At 43.3% G+C, this 21,934-nt stretch carries 33 protein-coding genes and 1 other RNA gene; 3 read left to right on the top strand and 31 right to left on the bottom strand.

Features of this window, described 5'->3' with window-relative positions:
• Positions 1-38 precede the first annotated feature (38 nt).
• From K1X66_06865 to ssrA, 3 genes are all read left to right on the top strand, one after another.
• Entirely contained in the window at positions 39-2,243 is a 2,205-nt protein-coding gene (locus tag K1X66_06865) for a tetratricopeptide repeat protein (protein ID MBX7158089.1), read from the top strand.
• 2 nt (positions 2,244-2,245) lie between these two features.
• Positions 2,246-3,226, top strand: a complete 981-nt coding sequence (locus tag K1X66_06860; GenBank protein MBX7158088.1) for an OmpA family protein — start codon at positions 2,246-2,248, stop codon at positions 3,224-3,226.
• A gap of 92 nt (positions 3,227-3,318) precedes the next feature.
• Positions 3,319-3,672: a transfer-messenger RNA gene (ssrA, locus tag K1X66_06855) on the top strand.
• Between the two features lie 88 nt (positions 3,673-3,760).
• On the opposite strand, the gene K1X66_06850 is transcribed toward ssrA, so the two are convergent.
• The 31 genes from K1X66_06850 to rplC form a co-directional block, all read right to left on the bottom strand.
• Complete coding sequence (locus K1X66_06850) at positions 3,761-5,095, bottom strand: hypothetical protein (GenBank protein ID MBX7158087.1); 1,335 nt, start codon at positions 5,093-5,095, stop codon at positions 3,761-3,763.
• Positions 5,096-5,192: 97 nt separating this feature from the next.
• Positions 5,193-6,413, bottom strand: coding sequence for a urate hydroxylase PuuD (locus K1X66_06845; GenBank protein MBX7158086.1), 1,221 nt, complete (start codon positions 6,411-6,413; stop codon positions 5,193-5,195).
• Between the two features lie 97 nt (positions 6,414-6,510).
• Positions 6,511-6,942 carry a 50S ribosomal protein L17 gene (rplQ, locus tag K1X66_06840; protein MBX7158085.1) on the bottom strand — a complete coding sequence of 144 codons (432 nt, stop codon included), beginning with the start codon at positions 6,940-6,942 and terminating at the stop codon, positions 6,511-6,513.
• Between the two features lie 5 nt (positions 6,943-6,947).
• A complete protein-coding gene (locus tag K1X66_06835) occupies positions 6,948-7,973 on the bottom strand; it encodes a DNA-directed RNA polymerase subunit alpha (protein ID MBX7158084.1) in 1,026 nt (341 codons plus the stop codon).
• Positions 7,974-8,123: 150 nt separating this feature from the next.
• On the bottom strand, positions 8,124-8,732 hold the full coding sequence (rpsD, locus tag K1X66_06830) for a 30S ribosomal protein S4 (GenBank protein MBX7158083.1): 609 nt from the start codon (positions 8,730-8,732) through the stop codon (positions 8,124-8,126).
• A gap of 16 nt (positions 8,733-8,748) precedes the next feature.
• Positions 8,749-9,318: a 30S ribosomal protein S11 gene (gene rpsK / locus K1X66_06825; protein MBX7158082.1), complete on the bottom strand. Its 570-nt coding sequence runs from the start codon at positions 9,316-9,318 to the stop codon at positions 8,749-8,751.
• A gap of 11 nt (positions 9,319-9,329) precedes the next feature.
• Positions 9,330-9,725, bottom strand: coding sequence for a 30S ribosomal protein S13 (rpsM, locus tag K1X66_06820; protein MBX7158081.1), 396 nt, complete (start codon positions 9,723-9,725; stop codon positions 9,330-9,332).
• Positions 9,726-9,733: 8 nt separating this feature from the next.
• Positions 9,734-9,847 carry a 50S ribosomal protein L36 gene (rpmJ, locus tag K1X66_06815; protein MBX7158080.1) on the bottom strand — a complete coding sequence of 38 codons (114 nt, stop codon included), beginning with the start codon at positions 9,845-9,847 and terminating at the stop codon, positions 9,734-9,736.
• A gap of 81 nt (positions 9,848-9,928) precedes the next feature.
• Positions 9,929-10,105 (bottom strand): translation initiation factor IF-1, encoded by a 177-nt coding sequence (locus K1X66_06810; protein ID MBX7158079.1) that lies wholly within the window; start codon positions 10,103-10,105, stop codon positions 9,929-9,931.
• 11 nt (positions 10,106-10,116) lie between these two features.
• A complete protein-coding gene (map, locus tag K1X66_06805) occupies positions 10,117-10,887 on the bottom strand; it encodes a type I methionyl aminopeptidase (protein MBX7158078.1) in 771 nt (256 codons plus the stop codon).
• Positions 10,888-10,926: 39 nt separating this feature from the next.
• Positions 10,927-12,420: a preprotein translocase subunit SecY gene (gene secY / locus K1X66_06800; GenBank protein ID MBX7158077.1), complete on the bottom strand. Its 1,494-nt coding sequence runs from the start codon at positions 12,418-12,420 to the stop codon at positions 10,927-10,929.
• A gap of 14 nt (positions 12,421-12,434) precedes the next feature.
• Positions 12,435-12,905 (bottom strand): 50S ribosomal protein L15, encoded by a 471-nt coding sequence (gene rplO / locus K1X66_06795; GenBank protein ID MBX7158076.1) that lies wholly within the window; start codon positions 12,903-12,905, stop codon positions 12,435-12,437.
• Positions 12,906-12,920: 15 nt separating this feature from the next.
• Positions 12,921-13,529 carry a 30S ribosomal protein S5 gene (gene rpsE / locus K1X66_06790; GenBank protein MBX7158075.1) on the bottom strand — a complete coding sequence of 203 codons (609 nt, stop codon included), beginning with the start codon at positions 13,527-13,529 and terminating at the stop codon, positions 12,921-12,923.
• A gap of 4 nt (positions 13,530-13,533) precedes the next feature.
• Positions 13,534-13,899, bottom strand: a complete 366-nt coding sequence (rplR, locus tag K1X66_06785) for a 50S ribosomal protein L18 (protein ID MBX7158074.1) — start codon at positions 13,897-13,899, stop codon at positions 13,534-13,536.
• Positions 13,900-13,904: 5 nt separating this feature from the next.
• A complete protein-coding gene (rplF, locus tag K1X66_06780; protein ID MBX7158073.1) occupies positions 13,905-14,471 on the bottom strand; it encodes a 50S ribosomal protein L6 in 567 nt (188 codons plus the stop codon).
• 9 nt (positions 14,472-14,480) lie between these two features.
• A complete protein-coding gene (gene rpsH / locus K1X66_06775; GenBank protein ID MBX7158072.1) occupies positions 14,481-14,873 on the bottom strand; it encodes a 30S ribosomal protein S8 in 393 nt (130 codons plus the stop codon).
• A gap of 15 nt (positions 14,874-14,888) precedes the next feature.
• Positions 14,889-15,074: a type Z 30S ribosomal protein S14 gene (locus K1X66_06770; GenBank protein MBX7158071.1), complete on the bottom strand. Its 186-nt coding sequence runs from the start codon at positions 15,072-15,074 to the stop codon at positions 14,889-14,891.
• Between the two features lies 1 nt (position 15,075).
• A complete protein-coding gene (gene rplE / locus K1X66_06765; protein MBX7158070.1) occupies positions 15,076-15,633 on the bottom strand; it encodes a 50S ribosomal protein L5 in 558 nt (185 codons plus the stop codon).
• 33 nt (positions 15,634-15,666) lie between these two features.
• A complete protein-coding gene (rplX, locus tag K1X66_06760; protein MBX7158069.1) occupies positions 15,667-15,933 on the bottom strand; it encodes a 50S ribosomal protein L24 in 267 nt (88 codons plus the stop codon).
• A 2-nt stretch (positions 15,934-15,935) separates the two neighbouring features.
• Entirely contained in the window at positions 15,936-16,301 is a 366-nt protein-coding gene (gene rplN, locus K1X66_06755; protein MBX7158068.1) for a 50S ribosomal protein L14, read from the bottom strand.
• Between the two features lie 7 nt (positions 16,302-16,308).
• Positions 16,309-16,584 (bottom strand): 30S ribosomal protein S17, encoded by a 276-nt coding sequence (rpsQ, locus tag K1X66_06750; GenBank protein ID MBX7158067.1) that lies wholly within the window; start codon positions 16,582-16,584, stop codon positions 16,309-16,311.
• Positions 16,581-16,856 (bottom strand): 50S ribosomal protein L29, encoded by a 276-nt coding sequence (rpmC, locus tag K1X66_06745; GenBank protein ID MBX7158066.1) that lies wholly within the window; start codon positions 16,854-16,856, stop codon positions 16,581-16,583. The genes rpsQ and rpmC overlap by 4 nt, the downstream gene beginning before the upstream one ends.
• An 18-nt stretch (positions 16,857-16,874) precedes the next feature.
• Positions 16,875-17,294 carry a 50S ribosomal protein L16 gene (gene rplP / locus K1X66_06740; GenBank protein MBX7158065.1) on the bottom strand — a complete coding sequence of 140 codons (420 nt, stop codon included), beginning with the start codon at positions 17,292-17,294 and terminating at the stop codon, positions 16,875-16,877.
• Positions 17,295-17,306: 12 nt separating this feature from the next.
• The gene (gene rpsC / locus K1X66_06735; GenBank protein MBX7158064.1) at positions 17,307-17,951 is read right to left on the bottom strand and encodes a 30S ribosomal protein S3; all 645 of its coding nucleotides are present in this window, start codon (positions 17,949-17,951) and stop codon (positions 17,307-17,309) included.
• A 3-nt stretch (positions 17,952-17,954) separates the two neighbouring features.
• Entirely contained in the window at positions 17,955-18,419 is a 465-nt protein-coding gene (rplV, locus tag K1X66_06730) for a 50S ribosomal protein L22 (protein MBX7158063.1), read from the bottom strand.
• Position 18,420: 1 nt separating this feature from the next.
• Positions 18,421-19,224, bottom strand: a complete 804-nt coding sequence (locus tag K1X66_06725; protein ID MBX7158062.1) for a hypothetical protein — start codon at positions 19,222-19,224, stop codon at positions 18,421-18,423.
• A gap of 6 nt (positions 19,225-19,230) precedes the next feature.
• On the bottom strand, positions 19,231-19,512 hold the full coding sequence (gene rpsS / locus K1X66_06720; protein ID MBX7158061.1) for a 30S ribosomal protein S19: 282 nt from the start codon (positions 19,510-19,512) through the stop codon (positions 19,231-19,233).
• 2 nt (positions 19,513-19,514) lie between these two features.
• The gene (gene rplB, locus K1X66_06715) at positions 19,515-20,354 is read right to left on the bottom strand and encodes a 50S ribosomal protein L2 (GenBank protein ID MBX7158060.1); all 840 of its coding nucleotides are present in this window, start codon (positions 20,352-20,354) and stop codon (positions 19,515-19,517) included.
• Positions 20,355-20,366: 12 nt separating this feature from the next.
• Positions 20,367-20,651 carry a 50S ribosomal protein L23 gene (gene rplW / locus K1X66_06710; GenBank protein MBX7158059.1) on the bottom strand — a complete coding sequence of 95 codons (285 nt, stop codon included), beginning with the start codon at positions 20,649-20,651 and terminating at the stop codon, positions 20,367-20,369.
• 11 nt (positions 20,652-20,662) lie between these two features.
• Positions 20,663-21,274 (bottom strand): 50S ribosomal protein L4, encoded by a 612-nt coding sequence (gene rplD, locus K1X66_06705; GenBank protein MBX7158058.1) that lies wholly within the window; start codon positions 21,272-21,274, stop codon positions 20,663-20,665.
• A gap of 6 nt (positions 21,275-21,280) precedes the next feature.
• Positions 21,281-21,931 carry a 50S ribosomal protein L3 gene (gene rplC, locus K1X66_06700; protein ID MBX7158057.1) on the bottom strand — a complete coding sequence of 217 codons (651 nt, stop codon included), beginning with the start codon at positions 21,929-21,931 and terminating at the stop codon, positions 21,281-21,283.
• Positions 21,932-21,934: the final 3 nt, after the last annotated feature.

Here is a 21,934-nt window from a genome sequence, read left to right as displayed (position 1 = left end):
TTTTTTCCTGCGTTGGACTCACTAACTCTGTGTCCTCCGTGGCTATAGTCGTTCAAGAAAAAAATATCTACACCACCTTAAATGCCCTCTATCTCAGCAAACAATATCCTGCCGCGCTTGAATCCATAAAAAACTATTTAACCAACTTCCCTCAAAGTTTTCGACGCGATGAAATTCTCTACAAACTTGGCGATACCTATCGCCAACTCAATCAAACCTCAGAAGCGCTTGCCACATTTGATCAACTGTTAATCAGCTACCCGCGTAGCCCCTACCGACCCTATGCCCTCTTGCGCAAAGCGGAACTACAATCCCCACAAAAATCTCTACCCCTTTTGCAAGAAGTCATTCAAACCGCATCCAATACCGGCTTGCGATTAAATGCTCAATTTCAAACCATTCAAACTCTACAAAAACTCAATCGTGATTCCGAAGCCATTCCCTTACTCAAAAATTTGCTTAAAACAAAAACTAACAACCCCTACCTCGCTTACGCCCATCTCGCGCTAGGCGTCTGGGAACAAAAACAAAACAATTTAGCCGACGCTCTGGACCATTTTCGTGAGGCACTAACTCTAGCTGACACTCCCGCCATGCGCGGAGAAGCCGGCGTGCGCGCGGGCTCAGTCGCCCTCACCTTAAAACAATGGAAAGAAGCAACCGCTTTATTTGAAACCGTGCGACGCCTCGAAATTCCAGAAAATTGGCTGCAACTTGCCAATCTAGGATTACTTCGCGCCCAATATTACTCAAAAGATTACGAAGCAGTCATCGCAACCTACAACACATTTCACAACAAATTTTCTGCAGAAAATCGTGACGAAATTCTTTACTACCTCGCCAACTCCTTTCGTTTCAGCCAAAAAAATGACCTAGCGCTTCAAGCTTACGAAACTCTCTTAACTAAAAATAAAAACCTAAAAAACTCCTATCGACAAGCCGCCCATTACGAAAAACTTCTTATTTTAGCAGAAAAATCGAAACCCAACTTCCTGCAAGAAGCCGCCTCATTTTTACAAAACTACCCTAACACCCCTGAAAGTGATACCATTCGCTATTTATTGGCAAAATTCTACTTTGACCAAAAAAAAATTCCTGAAGCGATTCCTCTTTTCGAAACGATCCTTCAACAACATCAACCCAAAAACTTTCTAGAGTTAGCTTGTTACCAATTAGCTTGGTCTTACCTTTTTCTTTCTCAAGATCAACAAGCCATAAAAACTTTCGAATCGTTCTTAGAACAATTTCCCCAAAGCCCCTATGCCAGCGAGAGCCGATGGCAAATCGCCTTAGCCCAAGAACGATTGGGCCAACTCGAACCCGCCCTCATACAATTAGAAAACCTTCTAACCCATTATCCAAAATCACCCGAAGCAGAAAAAGCGCTTCTCAGAAAAGGAATTCTTCTTCACCAACAAAAAAAATTCGTGGAAAGTTTGCAAACCCTTAGCGCCTTCCTCGATCAATACCAAAATTCCACCAATGCTCCCACAGCCCAATTTTATCGTGGATTAAACGCCTTTGAACAAAAAGATTATCCCGTTGCTATCGCCGATTTATCCGCTGTCCGAGACAATTCTCAAGCCTTTTACCCTCCTTCAACAGAACGATTACTACTCTCTAACTATTACTTAAACCAACCGGAAAAAGTTAATGATTACCTACAAGACCTCGATGCGTTACCCTCTCAAATATGGTCGCCTCCAGCCGAATTGCTTTTTTGGCTGGCAGAATATTATCAAAAGAAAAAAGATTGGGCGAAAGCCGAAACATTCTATCAACGCGCTCAACAAAACACCTCATCAGATCTTCAACAACGCGCTCAACTTAATCTAGGTTTTGCCCAACTCGAACAGAAAAAATTTTCCGAAGCTATTCAAACATTGAAACCCTTACGAAAAACCGCTTTCTCACAATCCCCAGAATTACTCCTAGCTCTAGCCCAAGCAAATTTAGGCGATCACCAACTTGCGACAGCCTCCCAACTAGCAGAGCATATCATGCGCAACTTTCCAGAAGGCGAATTTAATGCGAAAGCGCGCCTGGTTTTGGCCAAAACGCTCATGAAACAAAAACAATTTGCCGAAGCTGCCAAATATTATTCATCCGTAGCCTTGCTTTACGACGACACCAACCTTACTTTATTAGCATTAAAACAAGCCGCCGAAGCCTATCGCCAAGCTGGCAACCTAGAAGAAGCAAAACGATTAGAAACCGATTATCAAAAGCGTCTGAGTGAATAAAAATGAAAAATCAAACTGTCAAAACTGAAGGAGTATTGCTCGGTTACCGATTGACACGTCGACGTCTTGCTATCGCCATCACTTTGACCTGTCTCTTATATTTAGCAGGTTATTATTTGGCTCAACACTGGACGTTAAGCAACTTTGCTTTGGCTCAACTTAAATTCAAGCCAGCTCGCCCTTTTCGTATCCAAACACAAGAACCTCAAAGCAAACCTACGCAACAAATCGCCTTAAGCGAAGCCGCCAAATCCGCTTCGTCCAGCTTTCAATCCTTCACCCCTCCTCCAACTGTCTCCACACCGCCTCCGCCAGCGCCTTCGCAAGAAACGGCTACTTTTAATCAAAATCCAACCATGCCATCCCAATTGCCCGCCTCCGATCTCGCAACTCGCACCGTTCCTTCCTTGTCACAAAATATCACTGCCACAACCTCAACCAATGACTCCGTTTTTAATCTTCCTTCCACACTGCCTAGCCACGAAGCCGAAGAAGCTTTACCCGCAAACGCCCAACTCGTAGGAAATGGCATCGGAGCAGGTCTAGGCAATTCCCCTGGCTTTAGTGACGTGGGACAACTTTTAAACGCTGATCTTAGTGACCAACTCGCTAGCCCGGAAGGTGTGGTGATTCGACTATCCAACGAAGTGCTCTTCGACTTTGATTCTTATCAACTTCGCGATACCGCCGCTTCTATCTTATCACAAGTAGCTGCGCTCATTGAAAAATATCCTCAAGCCCAAATTTCCATCGAAGGCCATGCTGACACTTTTGGCGATGATGCTTACAACCAAACCCTTTCTGAACAACGCGCTCAAGCCGTTCACGATTTCTTGCGACAAAACTCTCCCCTTGCCGCCCCTGTCCAAGTCATCGGCTATGGCGAACAAAGACCCATCGCCAATCCTCAAGGCACTATCGAAGAACAACAACTCAATCGACGCGTAGAGATTCGGTTAAAGACGGTGACTAGTGATCAGTAATAATAAGCACCTACCCATTTACTAGTGGCCAGTTACTTGCTACTATTTCTTGCAAATCATTCCTTCCCGGTTAACTTAGAAAAAGAACACTAGGGGGCGTCAAGGTTTCGACTAAGATGACGCAATGAAGGTGGCAAGTCGAGGATCGCCTGGGTGGCCTCGCTAAAAACCTGGGCAAAAAATTAAGTGCTAATAACGAATTAGCTCTCGCGGCCTAATTTCCGCGACGTGGTTACCGGGACTCCGGCTAACGGATAACTGCGCTATTAGCCGGGCGGTTTGGTAAGGTGAGTGACCGACCTTATGAAACGGCACCAATGTGGTGACTAGAAACGGATCGGGCGTTCTCAACCAAATTCGTTTCGAATCTTTACTGAGAACTAAACTTGTAGAAGCTTTCAAAGTATCGTTCTAGGACGCGGGTTCGATTCCCGCCGCCTCCAATTTAAATTTTTGCCTGCTAAAGAAGAAAAAACGCCCGCTAAACACGTGAAACACGCTAATAAAAATTAGAAATAATTTTGTGATTAAAAATTACCAAGGCACAGATATACCCCATGAAGCTTTAGAAGCTTCACCAGCAATTCTCGCAGGCTCATTAAAAGCTTTATCCAACTTAGTGGCAACTGGCTTAACCACATGCTGATCGACGGCACCAGCCACTTCATTGACCACAGGAGTTGCGACTTCTACCGCTTTTCCGCCGACCGCTATACCTGCTTTTACCACCGGAACAACCGTATGATTAGCGACTGGAACAACTACATTTTCCGCAACAGGCACTACCGCTTTTTCCATAACATAATCCATAGCATAACAACCTCCTAAGGTCATTATGCAATCGGCTGTTTCGACAACCTTTCCTGCCATGCCTGCCACTTCACGTCCCGAACGGAGTATCGATTTTCCTACGGCCTTCGCCCCTAAGGGATGCCCGTCATTAGGATCATAAGAAGTTCCCCCTAACACAGCTAAAGCTGCTCCACCACCTACTAACTTTTTCGCCTCATCCATACTCGCTCCAACACTTCTACTAAAGTCATCAGCAGTTTTTTGAATGTCATCCATTTTATCCGAGAGCCTATTTAAATAGCCTTCAACAGGTAATAAATTATGAGGAGTAAACATAGGGTTTGAAATATTTTTCATATCAAAATTAATGATTTCCCGCTTTGCATTATCTATCGCTCCTAAATGTTTTTCGGCCAGCTTCTCTGCCTCTTGCGCCGCCTTTAATATGTCTTGTGCTGAATCAGGTGCATTTGGCAGCTGGGCAATTCTTTCCGCAGCTTTACGAACTTCAATCGCTTCTCCATAAGCCCTTTCCGCTTTATCATATAATCCATCCAAAGATTTTTGTAATTCACTATTTGCCCGACCCAAATTACCTTCAAACCTTTTAAAACCTTCACCTTCAAAATCCATGTCTCTAAAAGAATTTCTTCCCGAAGTTCGATAATCAGTGAGAGCTTTCCTTGCATCTGCTAACTTGGATAACAGACCTTTTGCGTGTTCTAAATGTTCTAAAGCTGTTTTTTTACATGCGTTATTAATAAAATAATGCCAGCTAACAGGATTTAAATTATCCACATATCTTCGTGAAAATTGCCAATCATAATAACTAGTATTGTTTTGATATCTCAACTCAGCTATTTCTCCTCTATCACCAAAGCCAAAAAATCTCCCTCTCGCCACTGCTTGAGTGTGACCACTACTATCATATAAAACATTCATACGAGCCAAACGCCTTAACTGATTTGTTTCTATACGCTTCCCTATTTCTTCTAAAATTTTTGGGCTCGTGAGAGCTTTATAAGGATTGCGTGTAACCGCGTCCAATAATGCGTTATACCACTTTTTCTTAGCCATAAATTAACCTTCTCCCTTGAATGGTTAATATTCCTCCACTTCAATAATAAGTCAAATAATTTAGGGGTTTTTCGCGTGATTCGCGGGCTAAAGATTATTACTCTACTTTCGCGCCTTGATCGATCCAACGGCCCAGAAGTTCTCTTTCTTCGGGAGTAATATGAGTACGATTGGCCAAGGGCATGGTTTGGGTTAAAACCGCCCGTGCTTTAATGCGTTGCGCCATCATTTTGATCAACTCAGGTGAATCTAATCGAACGCCAACAGGCGCTACAGGATAGTCAGGATCGGTAGGATGCGAAGAGTGACAAGCCACACAACGTTGTTGAATCACTTGTTCAGCTTGAAGAAAGGTAACCGGTTCACCCAAAAGCTTTTTTTTAGGAATAAATGCGTTGTGACTGGAATCCCATAACGTGCGTGACGTTAGCAATAACAAAGCAATAATCGTCAAGGTGATCACCATCACTAATGCGGGAATCCAGCCTTTGAAATTAAATCGGATATTCATGAAATGGCGAACACCAGCGCCACCTAAAATAATAACGGTAAGAATAATCCAATTCCATTTATGCCCGTAAGTAAACGCAAAATGATTGCTAATCATGATAAACAAAACGGGAAACGTAATATAGTTATTATGAATCGAACGCTGTTTCGCGCGTAGCGCTAAGGCATTATCAGGTTTCTCCCCACGTTTCACTGCCGCGACGAGTTGACGTTGTGAAGGAATGATGTGAGTCCAAACGTTGCCGATCATCAATGTTCCCAACATCGCCCCCACATGCAAATAAGCCGCTCGACCACTAAACGTATGCGTAAGATAGTAAATAATGACAACTAAAAGAGCGAAACAGAAGGCGACCGGCCAACTTCCCGTTTTAGAAATGGGCGATCGCCAAAACAGATCGTAAAAAAACCAGGCTCCGATTAACAATCCTATTCCAATCAAAATTGCTTGGGTTTGGGTAATGTTGGAAACCGCGGGATCAAGCGTCACCGCTGCACCACCCATATAATAAACTAAAATCAACAAACAAAAACCGCTTACCCATGTAATCGTGGCTTGCAACCAAAACCAATGCAAAGGACCGGGTAATTGCGCTGGCAAATCAGGCATTTTTTTAACTTCATAGAAACCCCCGCTATGGATCATCCATAGTTCACCTTCCAGACCGACTTTGCTGGCTTCCGTTTCCTTACGAACAATAAGATTGCGATCCAGCCAATTAAAAAGCATGGAATTACCAATCCACATGATTCCAGCAATCAAATGGACCCAACGAACAATTAAATCTAAAAGCTCTCGAATTTCCAAGGCATTAAGACTTTATTAAGACTCATCACGCAAATCAACTTTTTTCCTGTAGGATAACTCCAGAGGTGTTCAGGATTGTCTTCACAGAGCTAAAAAATTAATCTTTCTTTTCTTCGCTTTTCGCTGATTTTTTTCCAGTTTTTGCTGGTTCCGATGTAGCAGCAACAACTTTTTCAGCTTCTGTCCATTCCAATAAAGCCATCGGTGCGGCATCAGAGGTGCGATTTCCAATTTTAATGATGCGCGTGTAACCACCTTGTCGCTCTTTAAAAAGCGGCGCCAAAGTTTTAAAAAGTTTTTGCACCGCGGCAGGATTTCCTAAGCGAGCTGCGGCTAAACGACGAGCCGCCAAGTCCCCTTTTTTACCTAATGTCACCATTTTTTCTGCAAGAGGTTTTGCCGCTTTGGCCTTTGCCACAGTGGTTTGAATACGTTTGTGTTGAATTAAACTCACCACGAGATTAGCCAACATTGCATCGCGATGTTGCGAGGTGCGCCCTAATTTAACAGTTTTAGCTCGATGTCTCATAACTTTTATTGTCCGTTGGAAGTGCTGATCTCAGACCGCGTAGTCTCGTTAATGAGACCTGGTTCAAACTTCATACCTAATCCCAAGCCCAACTCTTCCAGTTTAGCTTTAATTTCGTTGAGCGATTTCTTGCCGAAATTACGATACTTCAACATTTCCGCTTCGCTCTTCATTGCAAGACTGCCTACTGTAGTGATGTTGGCATTGTTAAGACAATTTGCCGCACGTACCGAAAGTTCGATTTCATTTACACTCATGTTCAGTAGCTTCTTCAATCGACTGTCAACTGGGCTACTTTCGGGTTTGGTTTCCTCGAATTCAACTGGTTCCTCACTGTAACCCACAAAGATATCAAGATGATGACGTAAAATTGCCGAAGCTTGTAATAAAGCATCAGACGGATTAATGCGACCATCAGTCCAAATTTCTAGAATTAACTTATCGTAATCGGTTCGTTGCCCCACTCGAGCATTCTCCACAGCATATTTCACGCGACGAACTGGCGAAAAAAGTGAGTCGATCGGAATTTCACCAATAACCTGTTCCGACTTTTTATTTTCTTCACTAGTCGCAAAACCGCGACCTGTTTTGATTTCAAATTCCATTTCCAATTTTTGTTTTTTATCCAAAGTACAGATGAGTTGCTCCGGATTCAACACCTCCACACCCTGCTCTAAACGAATATCCGCAGCAGTCACTTCTCCGGATTTATTAATATTCAATAAAAGTGTTTTCGGATCACGATCAGCAGTCTTAAATTTAATCTGCTTTAAATTTAAAATAATGTCTGTCGCATCTTCCACGATACCTGGTAACGTAGCGAACTCATGAAGCGCTCCTTCGATTTTCACTGAAGTAATGGCCACTCCCTCCAAAGAGGAAAGCAATACACGACGCAAACTATTTCCCACCGTGTGACCATAACCCGTCTCAAAGGGTTCCGCGATAAATTTAGCGTAAGTTTCTGTGGCAGTAGCCTCGTCTTTAACAAGACGTTTGGGCATTTCAAAACGACCTAAGCGAATTGGCATAATTTCTCCTTATTTCGGGTTTCCCATCTCATGCGTTGCCGTAGCTCAAAATGGACCAACGAAATATTTTGCGCGTTTTTTATTATTTCATTTTTCATTATCTCTTTGCTGATTGACGCGCTTCAATTAGCAAAAAAATAATTAAATTTTTTAACGAGAATATAATTCCACCACTAACTGTTCATCGGCTAATGGTTGAATTTCTTCACGAGTTGGCACTCGTCCCATCACTCCCTTAAAAGCATCTTTATTCAAAGTTAACCAACTCGGCACGGAAGTTAATTGAGACGCTTCCAAATTACGCACCGCCATTTGACGAGCTTTCGGAGTATTACAAACTTCAATCTCTTGACCTGATCGAACGGTGAAAGAAGCAATGGTCACCTTTCTGCCATTTACAGCAATATGACCATGACCAATCATTTGACGAGCCTGACGTCGTGTTGAAGCAAAACCTAAACGATAAACAACATTGTCTAAACGCGATTCTAAAAATTGTAATAAAATTTCGCCGGTAATCCCTCGCTTCTTACGGGCCATCTCAAAATAGCGACGGAATTGCCGCTCTAAAAGACCATACGTATAACGCAATTTTTGTTTTTCACCAACGGCAATGCCATATTCCGACTGTTTTCGGCGACCCTTGGAACCATGCTGTCCAGGAGGATAATTTTTTCTTTCCAATGCTTTGGAAGGACCAAATAAAGACACGCCAAAACGACGGCTAATTTTTGAACGAGGACCAGTATAACGAGCCATAAATTTTCTATCTTTCCTAGACGCGACGTTGTTTACGAGGACGGCAACCATTATGCGGCACCGGTGTCACATCCACAATACTTGTTACTTCCAATCCGATCCCTTGCAAGGCTCGAATTGCCGCTTCACGACCCATGCCCGGGCCTTTTACTAACACTTGCACTTCTTTCAAACCATGCCCCATCGCTTGACGACTGGCATCCTGAGCTACGACTTGAGCAACATAAGCAGTCGATTTTTTGGAACCACGAAAACCGCATTTTCCTGCAGAAGACCAACCAAGCACATTACCACGCGGATCGGTAATACTAACAATCGTATTATTGAACGTGGCCAAAATATGCGCAAATCCTGACGTAATATTTTTAAAACCTTTCGCCCGAACAATCTTAGGTTTTTCTACAGCATTCGGATCAAGACTAATATCGGCATTATCGACAGCAGCCGTTGCCGCCTCTTTGGTTTCTGATTTGCCTTTTACTTCTGCTGTTTTAGGAGCGCTTTTTTTGGTCGAAACCTTAGCGTCCGTTTTTTTCTCAGACTTTTCCACTTTTTCGGAAGTCTCTTTTGTATTGGAATCAGCCATATATTATTTCACTACACTTTTCCTGCTTTTGCATCTTTGTTGCGTTGCACACCAACAGTCTTTCGAGGGCCTTTGCGAGTTCTCGCATTGGTGCTCGTGCGTTGCCCACGCACGGGCAATCCGCGACGATGACGAATTCCGCGATAACAATTAATCGCCTGCAAGCGTTTTAAATTCGCTTGCACCTCACGACGAAGATCGCCCTCAATCACCATTTTATTTTCAGCAATACAAGCCAAAATGCGATTGATTTGTTGGTCGGTTAAATCTTTAGCGCGGATATTGGGATCAATCCCGGTCTGTTCTAAAATTAATTTCGTGCGTTGCGGTCCAATCCCATACAAATAAGGCAACGACGCCTCAACACGTTTTTCTCCGGGAATTTCGACTCCTAAAATTCTTGGCATAACTTTCTTTATCCTTGACGCTGTTTATGGCGAGGGTTTTTACAAATGACACGCACAACACCTCGACGTTTAATCACGCGACAATGTTCACACAACCGTTTAACTGATGCTCTAACACGCATAGAAGAAATTCATTTCAAATAAAGCTTTGACTTTTAGCAAACACGCGAAGTGATGCAACTCTTAAATTAAACTTTTTTTATTTACTCCATTTTTACGATTTTTCCCTGTGATAAATCAAAGGGCGACACTTTCAAAGTCACCCTATCTCCTACCTTAAAATCAGGCACTGTCAATCGCCAACATTTCTCCACATGCGCAGTAAGCTGATGCTGATTGGGCAATTGAACCCGATAGATCTGCTTACCCAAAACCGCCATAATTTCTCCTACTACTTCGAAGCTGTTCGGAAAGAACATGTTAAAATCTCCGGTTTGTTTTCTGTAATCAAAACCGTGTGCTCAAAATGAGCGGACGGTTTACCATCCACTGCGGCTGCCGTCCAGCCATCCGAACGCACAACAATTTCTGCCTTGCCCATATTAACCATCGGCTCAATAGCCAATGTCATACCCGGTTTTAATTTTATCTTTGGACCACCTTGTCGATAGTTGGGCACTTGCGGTTCCTCATGCAATTTTTTTCCCACACCATGTCCGACAAACTCCCGCACTACAGAATAACCATGACGCGTAACATAACTTTCGATTGCACAAGAAATATCATCCACACAATTTCCAGAAATCGCCTGAGCAATGCCTAAATTCAAAGCCTCTTCCGTCACATCTACCATACGTTGGACCTCCGGCGCCACTACCCCAACCACTACCGTTGTGGCCGTGTCCCCAATCCAACCCTCCCAAATAATCCCAATATCCAATTTTACCAAATCACCATATTGCACACGACGCTGCGTGCCCATCCCATGCACCACTTCTTCATTCAAAGAAATACAACAATTTCCGGGAAACCCGCGATATCCTAAAAAAGCACTTTTCGCGCCTCGCTCCTGAATTTTTTCTGCTACTGCCCGATCCAAGTCCGACGTAGTAACACCTGGCACACACAACGCCACCATTTCCTCTAAAATCTCACGCGCCATCGCTCCACTACATCGCATGGCTTCAATTTCTCGAGCATTTTTGATAGGAATTTTACTCATAGACACAAAACAAGCTTAATATAGCACAACTTAAGTCTATTACACCAAAGACGCGGCAAACCAAATGATGACTAAAAGTCCAATGGCAACCCACAACCACATCACAGCGTCGGAAGAAGCAGCATAACTGCCACTGGCTAAGGGAACAGCGCTACGCCCCTTCAAGCGACCTTTTTTCAGAAATCCATCGTAATGACGTTGCAATAAAAAGGTTTCAATTTGTCGCATAGAATCGAGCATCACCCCAACGATAATCAACAAACTCGTTCCACCAAAAAATGAAGCGGTCAAATAAGGAATTCCCATCATGCGACTTAACATTTGTGGCAAAACTGCCAAAACAGTTAAAAAAATGGCACCCGCCAAGGTTAATCGAGTCATCGTATAATCCAAAAATTCTGCCGTCGGTTGGCCAGGTCTGATGCCGGGAATAAAACCGCCGTGCTTTTTCAAATCGTCAGCAATTTGAATGGGATTAAACTGTGTTGCCACCCAAAAATAACTAAAGAAAAGAATCATGCCACCATACAAAGCATAATGCAACGTGCCTTGTTGTAAGCTAATGATAAAATTACGAAAAGTTGGACTCGGATCAGGAACGAAACTCAATAAAAAATTAGGAAACATCAAAATAGTCTGCGCAAAAATAATCGGCATCACACCGGAATAATTCACTTTCAAAGGCAAATAAGAACTTTGTCCTCCATACATTTTTCGACCCACCATACGCTTAGCATATTGCACCGTAATTTTGCGAACAGCTTCCGTAACCGCAACTACACCTGCGATCACCGCAAACATAAAAGCCAACAATAAAACGAGCAGCAAAGGATTTAATTGCTCAGAGCTAGCACCGGTCGGAATAAATTTTTGCCAACCTTGCGCCAACGCAGCTGGCAAGCGCGCAACAATTCCCACAGCAATAATTAAGGAAATTCCATTCCCAATTCCACGATCGGTGATCTGTTCTCCCAGCCAAGTCAAAATCATTGTACCGGTCATATTCACTAAAACAACGTAAAAAATAAATCTCCAACCTGGATCTGGCACCAATTCCATACCCGTCCTCTGAATCACATCTGTAATGCCGGTCAAAAATGGATTTTTACCTGGATTTTGAAAACCCAACGCAAGCAAATAACCTTGAAGAAGACATAGCACCAATGTCAAATAACGCGTGTATTGATTCAATTTTTGTCGACCACCCTCTTCGCGCGCTAATTTGCCCAAACGCGGCATCACCACCGTCAACAATTGCAACATAATACTTGCACTGATATAAGGCATAATGCCTAAAGAAAAAATAGCGCAATTTTCCAAAGCGCCTCCGCTAAAAATATTAACCAACCCTACAATCGTGCCAGCCGATTGATTACTCACAATCGTCTGAAAATATTCCCGTAATAACGCGACATTAATACCAGGACAAGGAATCGCCGCACCCACGCGCACTACCACCACCAATGCCAAAGTAAAAAGAATACGATGACGCAATTCGGGAATTTTTAAACTGTTGCGAAAGGCGGAAAGCATGAGAAAAATAAAGGTTAATTAGCAGCCGCTTGTTTCGCGCAGGAAGCGGTTAATGCTTTGCCTCCCGCTTCTTCGATTTTGCGCTTCGCCGACAAACTAAAAGCCGTGGCTTCTACCGTTAATTTTTTCTTTAACTCGCCCGATCCCAGAATTTTTATCCCCTTCCAACTTCCATTTACCAATCCTGAATCACGCAAAACTTTTTCATTAATCGTAGCACCTTCATCAAAAGCGTTCAAAGACTCCACATTTACTGGCGCACAAAAATTCTTAAAGGCATTATGATTAAAACCGCGTTTGGGCACGCGACGAATCAAAGGCATCTGACCTCCTTCAAACCCTAAGCGAATGCTGCCACCTGAACGCGCTTTTTGTCCTTTATGTCCTTTGCCGCTGGTTTTACCGTGACCGGAACTTTCTCCGCAACCCAATCGTTTACGACGATGCCGCGAATTCGGACGAGGTTTTAAATTGTGCAATCTCATAAATTAACTCCTTAATTAATCTTTTTTAGCCGCTGGCTTACGATCACGCGCTTGATGAATCTGTTCCGCGCTTCGCAGTTGCAATAAAGCGTCCAACGTAGCTTTTACCACATTTGCAGGATTTTTGGATCCCAAAGATTTTGTTAACACATCACGCACTCCTGCCGCTTCCACCACCGCGCGTACACTGCCACCGGCAATAATTCCCGTTCCTGGAGAGGCGGGTCGTAATAAGACTTTACCCCCTCCATGCGTTCCTAAAACTTCATGAGAAATCGTAGCATCCTTGAGCACGACAGAAACCATATTTTTTCGTGCAGAATCGCCACCTTTACGAATGGCATCAGCAACCTCTTTAGCTTTTCCAAAACCAATACCCACTTTGCTTTTTCGATCGCCCACAACAACCAGTGCACTAAAACTAAAACGGCGGCCACCTTTGACCACTTTGGCGCATCGATTGACAAAAACAACTTTCTCAACCGTATCAGAATCTTGCTCACTACGACCACTACCACCTCGCGAGCGATAGCTCACCTCTTTGGAGCTCAAAACCTCCTCCAAAGAAGCTTTCGGTGAAACCGGTTCTGAATCTAAAATAGGATCTTTTTCTTTTGCTGTCATATTTTTAAAACTTTAAGCCCCCTTCACGCGCGCCATCGGCCAACGCTTTCACCTTTCCATGATATTTAAATCCGCCTCGATCAAAAACAACCGACTCAATCTTTTTTTCTTTCGCACGTTGCGCAATTAATTTTCCAACTTCTGCCGCCGTCGCCGCATTGGCACGAGTTGCAGGCTTAGATTTTAACTCTTTTTCCGTAGTCGCCACCGCTGCTAAAGTGCGTCCTTCTTCATCATTCACAATCTGAGCGTAAATATGATAGCCAGAAAAATGAATGGTCAAACGAGGACGTTCCACAGAGCCCTTAACTTTTTTACGAAGCCTCTCATGAAGCCGTTGACGAGTTGCAGTTTTAGTGAGCTTTGCCATAACCATTATTTACTTTGAGCCGTTTTACCTTCCTTACGAATAATATGTTCGCCGACATAGCGCACACCCTTACCTTTGTAAGGCTCGGGTGGATAATAGCGACGAATATCCGCAGCCACCGCTCCAACAAGCTGCTTATCGACACCTTCAATCGTTAAAAAAGTTCCTTCATTTACCTTTTTCCCAGCAGCATCCGTCACGGTAATTTTAATATCTGTCGGAATCGGATAATGAATCGGATGAGAGAATCCTAAATTAAGGTTAAGCTTATCTCCTTGCACCGAAGCTTTAAAACCCACACCTTGAATTTCTAATTTTTTAGTGAAACCATCTCGAGTGCCTTGCACCATATTAGCAATCAAACTGCGCGACAGCCCATGCAACGCCTTTTCGCGAGAAGAATCCCCACTGCGATCTAACAACATCGTTTTATTCTCAACGCGAATCGCAATCGCTTCGGGAGCCGTATAACTTAACTTGCCTTTTGGCCCTTCCACTTGCACTGATCGTCCCGACACGGAAATCTTCACATTATCCGGAATTAAAATAGGTTTTTTACCAATTCGTGACATAATTTCTCCCTAAGCAATATAACAAAGCAGTTCGCCACCCACTTTTTGTTTTCTGGCCTCATGACCGCTCATAATCCCGCGCGAAGTAGAAACAACCGCCACACCTAAACCTCCTAAAACTTTAGGAATTTCTTGCGAACCCACATAACGACGCCGACCCGGCTTGCTAATGCGAATAATTTGCGTGATCGGTCCTCGACGTGATGATGTTTTTAAAGTGATTTTTAAATCTGCCTTATTACCTTTTTTAAGTACTTCCACTTCTTGAAGATAACCTTCTTGCTTAAAAATTTTTGCAATATCATTTTTAAGATTCGAATAAGGTGCAATCACTTCACTTTTATTTGCGCGCGCCGCATTGCGAAGTTGCGTTAAAAAATCTGCTACAGGATCCGTAACCATAATATCATCTTCTCCTTACCAACTAGCCTTTGTAACACCCGGCAACTCACCACGAGAAGCGCGTTCGCGAAACTCAATACGACTTAACCCAAAGCGACGCATATAAGCACGACGGCGACCCGTCACTTTGCAACGATTATAAGCGCGCGCCTTAAATTTCGGCTTTCGCTTCTGCTTTTCAATCCAACATGTCTTTGCCATACTAATTATTACTTGCTTTTCGGCCCGAGAACGGCATTCCCATTAATGCCAACAACTCACGAGCTTCCTCATTATTTTTTGCTGTCGTAGCAATCGTGATATCAAAACCAAGATTGCGTTTTACTTTTTCCAACTCAATTTCAGGAAAAATAGTTTGCTCTTTAATTCCTAGCGTATAATTGCCGTTCCCGTCAAATGATTTAGGCGAAACTCCACGAAAGTCGCGAATCGTTGGCAATGCAATACGCAATAATCGCTCCAAAAATTCATACATCCGGCGACCGCGCAAAGTCACTTTTGCGCCAATTTCCTGGTTTTCGCGCAACTTAAAATTGGAAATGCTTTTTTTCGCCCGCGTTTTAATAGGGCGTTGTCCTGTAATGGTAGCCATTTCATACATAACTTCTTCTAAAGCCACTTTAATATCAGGGGCAGAAGCGACACAACAATTGACCACGACTTTTTCAATTCGAGGCAACTGATGAACATTTTTAACTCCCAGTTTTTCTTTTAAAGCTGGGGCCACTTTCTCTCGATACTCTTTCAAAAGTTGCGGCATAGATTCTGTCGTCATAATCTTCTCTTCTATTGGTTACTTCTTACTCGCTTTCCTTCGCTTGCTACTATCGTAACGCGATGCTAGCATCACATTAGAAATCGGAAGCGAACCTTCTTTTTCAATAATTCCACCTTCCGGTTGTGATTGATTTTTGCGGACCGCTTTTTTGATCAAACGAACCCCTTCCACTAGCACACGACTTTTATTGGCAACAAAGCCCATTACCTTCCCGCGTTTACCACGTTCCGCACCACTGATCACCACTACCTCATCTCCTCTTTTTACATGAAGCGAAGCCATAACTAGATAACCTCCGGCGCTAAGGAAATAATTTTCATAAAATTTTTCTCTCGCAACTCACGAGCCACTGGCCCGAAAATACGAGTGCCACGAGGATTATTGTCCTTATCAATAATCACAATCGCATTGGAATCAAAACGCAAATAACTCCCATCGGAACGACGAATGGGGTGTCGTGTTCGCACAATCACCGCATTGACCACCTCAGATTTTTTCACCGTTCCATCCGGGGCAGCTTTTTTTACGTTGACCTTAACCACATCGCCAATTTGGGCGATCAATGTTTTTTTGCCTAACACGCCAATCATGGTTGCCATACGAGCTCCCGTGTTATCGGCTACATCTAATCGACTTCGAATTTGCACCATAACTCACCTATTTCGTTAAAATTTCAACCAACTCCCATCGCTTAGTTCGACTAATAGGACGGGTCTCGCGAATCAATACACGATCACCAACTTTTGCTTTTTGCTCCTCATCATGAGCATAAAATTTCTTTGCTACGACAACAATCTTACCAAACCGAGGATGGGGCACGCGACGTTCCACTTTAACGGCGATCGTTTTCGCCATCGCATTGGACACGACCACACCTGCCCGCTCTTTACGAACGGTTTGTGGACGAGCTTCAGTAACTTGTGTTGAGCTCATGCTTTACTCCTAGTGTTTGTTTTCTTTTTTGTTTTGCCTTCAGCCTTATCTTTGCTTTGCGGTTGACGACTTTTAATAGTAAGCCCTTTTTTCTTTTCCGTCAGCGCGGTCTCCAATCGTGCTGTGGCGCGACGCAGATCACGCAAACGACTGGGTTTTTCCAGTTGTCCGCTAGCCTGTTGTAGCCGAAGATTAAAATATTCCTGACGCAGTTCACGCTTTTTCATTACCAATTCCTGTTCAGTTAAAGCGCGTGCTTCCATGATTTTCATAAAAAATTCCTCACTCTATTATGAATGCTTATGCCTTGCAATAAAACGGGTGCGAATCGGCAATTTGGTCGCTGCTAAACGCAACGATTCCCGAGCTACACCCTCCGTTAAACCGTCTAACTCAAAAATCATATTTCCGGGTCGCACCACCGCCACCCAATATTCTGGTGATCCTTTTCCTTTACCCATTCGGGTTTCTGGCGGACGCGAAGTCACGGATTTATCAGGAAAAAGACGAATCCATAACTTTCCCTTTCGTTTCATGTTACGGGTTAATGCCACGCGGGCCGCTTCAATCTGAGTGTTAGTCATCCAGCAACGTTCCAACGCTTGCAAACCAAACTCGCCAAAACTTAATGTCGTATTACGCGAAGCAAAACCCTTACGACTTCCGCGTTGAGTTTTACGATATTTAACTCGTTTAGGTAATAATGCCATAATTCCTCAGGCTTACCGAGCTGCCGGCGCCGCCTCCTCCTTTTTGCAAATCCAACATTTTACACCAATTTTTCCTGCTACCGTGTTGGCTTCAGCAAATCCGTAATCAATATTGGCTCGCAACGTATGCAAAGGCACCTTACCTTCGCGATATTGTTCGGTTCGAGCAATTTCTGAACCGCCTAAACGTCCCGCACAACGCACTTTAATACCTTCTGCGCCAAAATCCATTGCTGTTTGAACTGCTTTTTTCATCGCGCGACGATAAGAAATACGACGCTCCAGCTGCAAAGCAATATTTTCCGCTACGAGCTGCGCTTCCAATTCCGGCGTTTTGATTTCTTTAATTTCTACAGAAACTTCGTTGGCCTCGGTCAAATCGCTAATTTCTTTTTTGAGCGTGTCCAATTCTGCGCCTTTGCGACCAATAATAATTCCTGGGCGCGCCGTAAAAATATTCACACGAACGCGATTAGTCGCTCGTTCAATAATAGTGCGGGCCACCGCAGCCGTTGCGAGCTTTCCTTTAAGAAAATCACGAATAGCAAAATCTTCATGCAAAAATTTTAAATAATCTTTTTTGTTGGCATACCACATCGATCGCCAATTTTTATTAAGGGCGATACGAAATCCGATCGGGTTAACTTTCTGTCCCATGCATTATTCCTTTTTCTTTTTTGTGCTAGCAGCTTTCGTTGTTTTCTTTTTTTGTGGTTCCGCAGAGGTTGCCGCTTCATTTGATTCGGCTTTTTCCGCTTTGGTTTTCACTTTGTTTTTTTCTTTAACTATCGGTTGATCATCCGTGAGAATAATCCGAATATGGCTCGTGCGCTTACGGATAGGCCCCGCGCTACCACGGGCTTTAGGTTGAAACCGTTTCATAGTCGGGCCTTCACCAATCACCGCTTCTTTCACAAAGAGTGAGGCTGCTCGCAAATCTGCATTATTTTCCGCATTAGCAATAGCCGATTTCAACGTCTTATCCACCAATCGCGCAGCTTTTTTCGGTGAAAATTTCAGAATATCCAACGCTGCCGATGCCGGCAAACCCTGGATCTCTCGCGTGACTTCGCGCGCCTTAAAGGGCGAAATCTTCACATATTTGGTAATGGCTCTAACTTCCATATCATTTTTCTAACTTAGGCAATTTTACTAATTTCACGCGAGCCTTGTTGCCTACCTCAATCTCGCTTTCAAATTTTTTTTCTATTAATCCGCCACTTAACCGTTTTCGCACATCAACAATCCGACACAACGCAATGACTTTATCGTCCTTCAACACTTCAAATGTCATGCTCGGCTTCACGTCTTGTGCCCAACCCACATTTAACACAATTAAATTGAGTTTAGTTTCATAACCGATGACTTCCGCATTGAGCAAACCCGCGTTTAATACGCCCTGCTTTTGCTTTTCACGACTCGAAATAATTTTTTTAGCTTGCGCCAATTCTTTTTCGAAAGCTTTTTTATCTTGCGACGCAAGCTTCATCTTGGGTAGCAAATCTTCCGCACGAGTAATGATTTTCACTAAAGCTTCAAATGCTTGTTTTCGCTCTTGTTCCGAACGATAAAGACTTCCGAGAGTTGTCACAAGTTGTTCTTGCATACGTTTTTCATCTCCCGTTAAGGCTTCCAAGCCTAACGCCGCATCTCGACGTTTTCTTGATTCCAACTCGCGCTGGCTTGCTTCCGCATCCGCGTTAGCTGCAAACAATAGTTTTTCTAACGCTTCTAATGCTTTAGTTTTTTCTTCCAATTGTTGTTGCAATGGTTGAATCGTTTCTGTGTTCACAGATTGAGTGATCGAAAGGGAGTTGGTCGCATCTAACGACTCATTTACTTCCTCACCACTCATTTTTAGTGGCTTCAAAGAACTGATGGTTATGACTACCATCACCGCGCAACCCAAGGTTGTTACGGATTTTTTCAAATCATTTTATTTGGCAGCGGCCTTCTCCGTGTGCGCACCATGTCGCTTAAAGGTGCGAGTCGGAGAAAACTCTCCCAAACGATGTCCAACCATGTTTTCAGTCACGAAAACAGAGTTAAAAATTTTACCATTATGAACGAGAAAAGTGTGTCCAACAAAATCAGGAACGATCAAAGAGCGACGCGACCAGGTCTTTATTGGTTTTTTTTGATTCTGTCCATTCATCTTTTCCACCTTTTCCAAAAGATGGTCATCAACAAAAGGTCCTTTTTTTAATGATCTGCCCATACTTATTTCTTCTTCCTACGTTGCACAATAAATTTATTACTCGGTTTCGCCAAAGCTCGGGTTTTCAAGCCACGCGCGACTTGCCCCCAAGGAGAAACGAGATGTTGACGTCCGCCGCCACCTTTGCTTTTACCTTGTCCACCACCATTCGGGTGATCGATCGGGTTCATTACCATACCACGAACGGTAGGACGAATTCCTAACCAACGAGAACGACCTGCTTTACCAATCGTATAATTTTCATGATCGGTGTTACCTAACTGACCAATAGTCGCATAACAATTTTCATGCACCTTACGGATTTCTGTGGAAGGTAACTTAATCTGAGCGTAGCCCGAATCCACTGCCATGAGCGTGGCAGCTGAACCGGCGCTGCGAACTAATTGTGCGCCGCGACCTGGCATGAGTTCAATATTATGAATCGGCGAAGAAAGAGGGATTTTTTTCAACGGCAAGCTGTTGCCCGGTTTAGGTTCCGCATTTTCGCCTGCTTGAACTTGATCACCAACGGAAAGTCCTACGGGTGCGAGAATGTAAGCTTTGTCGCCATCAGCATATTTGATGAGGGCAATGCGAGCGGAACGATTAGGATCGTATTCAATCGCTTCAACTGTTGCTGCAATATCGCGTTTCGTGCGTTTAAAATCAATTAAACGATAACGCTGTTTATGACCGCCACCTTGATGACGTCGAGTAATGCGTCCATAAGCGTTGCGACCGCCAGATCGCTTCTTGGCTTCCGTCAGGGAACGTTCCGGTTTAGATTTGGTAATTTCCCTAAACATCGGACGTTCTGTAAAACGCAAGCTGGGTGTTAAAGGACGATAATTTTTAACTGCCATAACTCTCCCTCATTAAACTAACGAAATTTTTTCTCCCTCTTTCAGTGTTACCACTGCTTTTTTCCAATCGGGTCGCTTTCCAAAATCTGCTCGTCGCTCTCTTTTCTTCTTACCCAAGATATTCAAGGTGTTAACACGCGAAACTTTTTTATCAAATAAAGTTTCCACCGCTTTCTTGATTTCTTGTTTGGTAGCACGACTGTCTACGTGAAAAAGATATTGATTATGCTTATCGGAAAGCACCGTGCCTTTTTCCGTAATTCGAATTTTTTTAATAATATCAAAAGGATCGCGCATAATTTTTCTCTCTATTGAAGTCGTTGTCCTAAAGTTGTCAGCGCTTCGTTGCTAATAAAAATTTTATTATAGCGCAGTAGCTGTTCTGTATTAACATCCGCAGCCAAAACTGTTTCCACTTTAGGAACATTCCGACTAGCTAAAAGTAAATTAGCATTGGCTTTGGCTTCAATCAAAAGCACAGAATTTTTTAATTTATTTTGTGATAACCAGCCCACCAACTCTTTAGTCTTGGGTTTAGGCAATTCAAAATTCTCTACTACATTCACATCGCCATTTTTAATTCGTTCACCCAACGCTTTTTTCAAGGAAAGCTTTTTGGTTTTTTTAGAAATTTTCTTCGAATAATCACGAGGATGCGGTCCAAATACGACACCACCACCGCGCCAAACAGGTGAAGCCACATAACCTGCACGGGCTCGACCGGTTCCTTTTTGACGCCAAGGTTTTGAACCTGATTTTTGCACCGTTGCTTTTGTTTTGACGCTATGCGTTCCTGCGCGACGATTTGCGCGCAAGGCAACAACGGTATCATGAACAGCTTGCGTTCCACGACCATTGGCAATGAACTCAACCTTCATTGTTTTTGCGGCTTGATCTAGAGTTAAAACTTTTGCGCTCATGATAAACTATTTCTTAACATTTTTTGTTTTTGATTTTTTTACCGCTTCCCGAACAATCAAGAAACTTCCATTGGCACCCGGCACAGCTCCTTGGATTAAAAGCACTTGGTCTTGTTCACGAACTTGAAGCACCGTTAAATTTTGAATCGTTTTTCGTTCGGATCCTAAATGTCCTGGCATACCAGCATTTTTCCAAATACGACCGGGCGTGGAACGCATACCAATGGCTCCAGTGCGACGATGCATCATCGATCCATGCGTTTCATTTTGTCCGCTCATGTTATGTTTTTTGATAACTCCCGCAAAACCTTTTCCTTTGGAAACACCAATCACATCCACACGTTGCCCTACTTGAAAAAGAGTGGCAGCCACTTTGGAGCCGAGTGTTAAATCACCTGCTGCTCTACGAAACTCGCGAAGGCGAGATTTAGGAGTTACACCAGCTTTTTTAAAATGACCCAATTGGGCTTTAACTGTGCGATTTTCCTTTTTGTCGCCATATCCTAACTGCACACTTTCATAACCGTCTTTATCCTGGGTTTTTACTTGAGTCACAACATTTTCACCCACATGAATCACGGTAACAGGATGCACGACTCCTTTTTCATCGTAAAAACGAGTCATACCAATTTTTTTTCCAATTAATCCAAAGCTCATATT

It is taken from the genome of Verrucomicrobiia bacterium, from assembly GCA_019694135.1.
Classification (GTDB): Bacteria; Verrucomicrobiota; Verrucomicrobiia; order JADLBR01; family JAIBCM01; genus JAIBCM01.
Note: the sequence above shows the minus strand (reverse complement) of the source record. Positions and strands in the feature narration are given on the sequence as shown.

Excerpts from the sequence above, each read along its gene's own strand:
- K1X66_06860 (MBX7158088.1), top strand. The coding sequence starts at position 2,246 with ATGAAAAATCAAACTGTCAAAACTGAAGGAGTATTGCTCGGTTACCGA.
- K1X66_06850 (MBX7158087.1), bottom strand. The coding sequence starts at position 5,095 with ATGGCTAAGAAAAAGTGGTATAACGCATTATTGGACGCGGTTACACGC.
- rplQ (MBX7158085.1), bottom strand. The coding sequence starts at position 6,942 with ATGAGACATCGAGCTAAAACTGTTAAATTAGGGCGCACCTCGCAACAT.
- K1X66_06835 (MBX7158084.1), bottom strand. The coding sequence starts at position 7,973 with ATGCCAATTCGCTTAGGTCGTTTTGAAATGCCCAAACGTCTTGTTAAA.
- rpsD (MBX7158083.1), bottom strand. The coding sequence starts at position 8,732 with ATGGCTCGTTATACTGGTCCTCGTTCAAAAATTAGCCGTCGTTTTGGC.
- rpsK (MBX7158082.1), bottom strand. The coding sequence starts at position 9,318 with ATGGCTGATTCCAATACAAAAGAGACTTCCGAAAAAGTGGAAAAGTCT.
- rpsM (MBX7158081.1), bottom strand. The coding sequence starts at position 9,725 with ATGCCAAGAATTTTAGGAGTCGAAATTCCCGGAGAAAAACGTGTTGAG.
- rpmJ (MBX7158080.1), bottom strand. The coding sequence starts at position 9,847 with ATGCGTGTTAGAGCATCAGTTAAACGGTTGTGTGAACATTGTCGCGTG.
- K1X66_06810 (MBX7158079.1), bottom strand. The coding sequence starts at position 10,105 with ATGGCGGTTTTGGGTAAGCAGATCTATCGGGTTCAATTGCCCAATCAG.
- map (MBX7158078.1), bottom strand. The coding sequence starts at position 10,887 with ATGAGTAAAATTCCTATCAAAAATGCTCGAGAAATTGAAGCCATGCGA.
- secY (MBX7158077.1), bottom strand. The coding sequence starts at position 12,420 with ATGCTTTCCGCCTTTCGCAACAGTTTAAAAATTCCCGAATTGCGTCAT.
- rplO (MBX7158076.1), bottom strand. The coding sequence starts at position 12,905 with ATGAGATTGCACAATTTAAAACCTCGTCCGAATTCGCGGCATCGTCGT.
- rpsE (MBX7158075.1), bottom strand. The coding sequence starts at position 13,529 with ATGACAGCAAAAGAAAAAGATCCTATTTTAGATTCAGAACCGGTTTCA.
- rplR (MBX7158074.1), bottom strand. The coding sequence starts at position 13,899 with ATGGCAAAGCTCACTAAAACTGCAACTCGTCAACGGCTTCATGAGAGG.
- rplF (MBX7158073.1), bottom strand. The coding sequence starts at position 14,471 with ATGTCACGAATTGGTAAAAAACCTATTTTAATTCCGGATAATGTGAAG.
- rpsH (MBX7158072.1), bottom strand. The coding sequence starts at position 14,873 with ATGGTTACGGATCCTGTAGCAGATTTTTTAACGCAACTTCGCAATGCG.
- K1X66_06770 (MBX7158071.1), bottom strand. The coding sequence starts at position 15,074 with ATGGCAAAGACATGTTGGATTGAAAAGCAGAAGCGAAAGCCGAAATTT.
- rplE (MBX7158070.1), bottom strand. The coding sequence starts at position 15,633 with ATGCCGCAACTTTTGAAAGAGTATCGAGAGAAAGTGGCCCCAGCTTTA.
- rplX (MBX7158069.1), bottom strand. The coding sequence starts at position 15,933 with ATGGCTTCGCTTCATGTAAAAAGAGGAGATGAGGTAGTGGTGATCAGT.
- rplN (MBX7158068.1), bottom strand. The coding sequence starts at position 16,301 with ATGGTGCAAATTCGAAGTCGATTAGATGTAGCCGATAACACGGGAGCT.
- rpsQ (MBX7158067.1), bottom strand. The coding sequence starts at position 16,584 with ATGAGCTCAACACAAGTTACTGAAGCTCGTCCACAAACCGTTCGTAAA.
- rpmC (MBX7158066.1), bottom strand. The coding sequence starts at position 16,856 with ATGAAAATCATGGAAGCACGCGCTTTAACTGAACAGGAATTGGTAATG.
- rplP (MBX7158065.1), bottom strand. The coding sequence starts at position 17,294 with ATGGCATTATTACCTAAACGAGTTAAATATCGTAAAACTCAACGCGGA.
- rpsC (MBX7158064.1), bottom strand. The coding sequence starts at position 17,951 with ATGGGACAGAAAGTTAACCCGATCGGATTTCGTATCGCCCTTAATAAA.
- rplV (MBX7158063.1), bottom strand. The coding sequence starts at position 18,419 with ATGGAAGTTAGAGCCATTACCAAATATGTGAAGATTTCGCCCTTTAAG.
- rpsS (MBX7158061.1), bottom strand. The coding sequence starts at position 19,512 with ATGGGCAGATCATTAAAAAAAGGACCTTTTGTTGATGACCATCTTTTG.
- rplB (MBX7158060.1), bottom strand. The coding sequence starts at position 20,354 with ATGGCAGTTAAAAATTATCGTCCTTTAACACCCAGCTTGCGTTTTACA.
- rplW (MBX7158059.1), bottom strand. The coding sequence starts at position 20,651 with ATGCGCGATCCTTTTGATATTATTAAAAAAATTCGAATTACGGAAAAA.
- rplD (MBX7158058.1), bottom strand. The coding sequence starts at position 21,274 with ATGAGCGCAAAAGTTTTAACTCTAGATCAAGCCGCAAAAACAATGAAG.
- rplC (MBX7158057.1), bottom strand. The coding sequence starts at position 21,931 with ATGAGCTTTGGATTAATTGGAAAAAAAATTGGTATGACTCGTTTTTAC.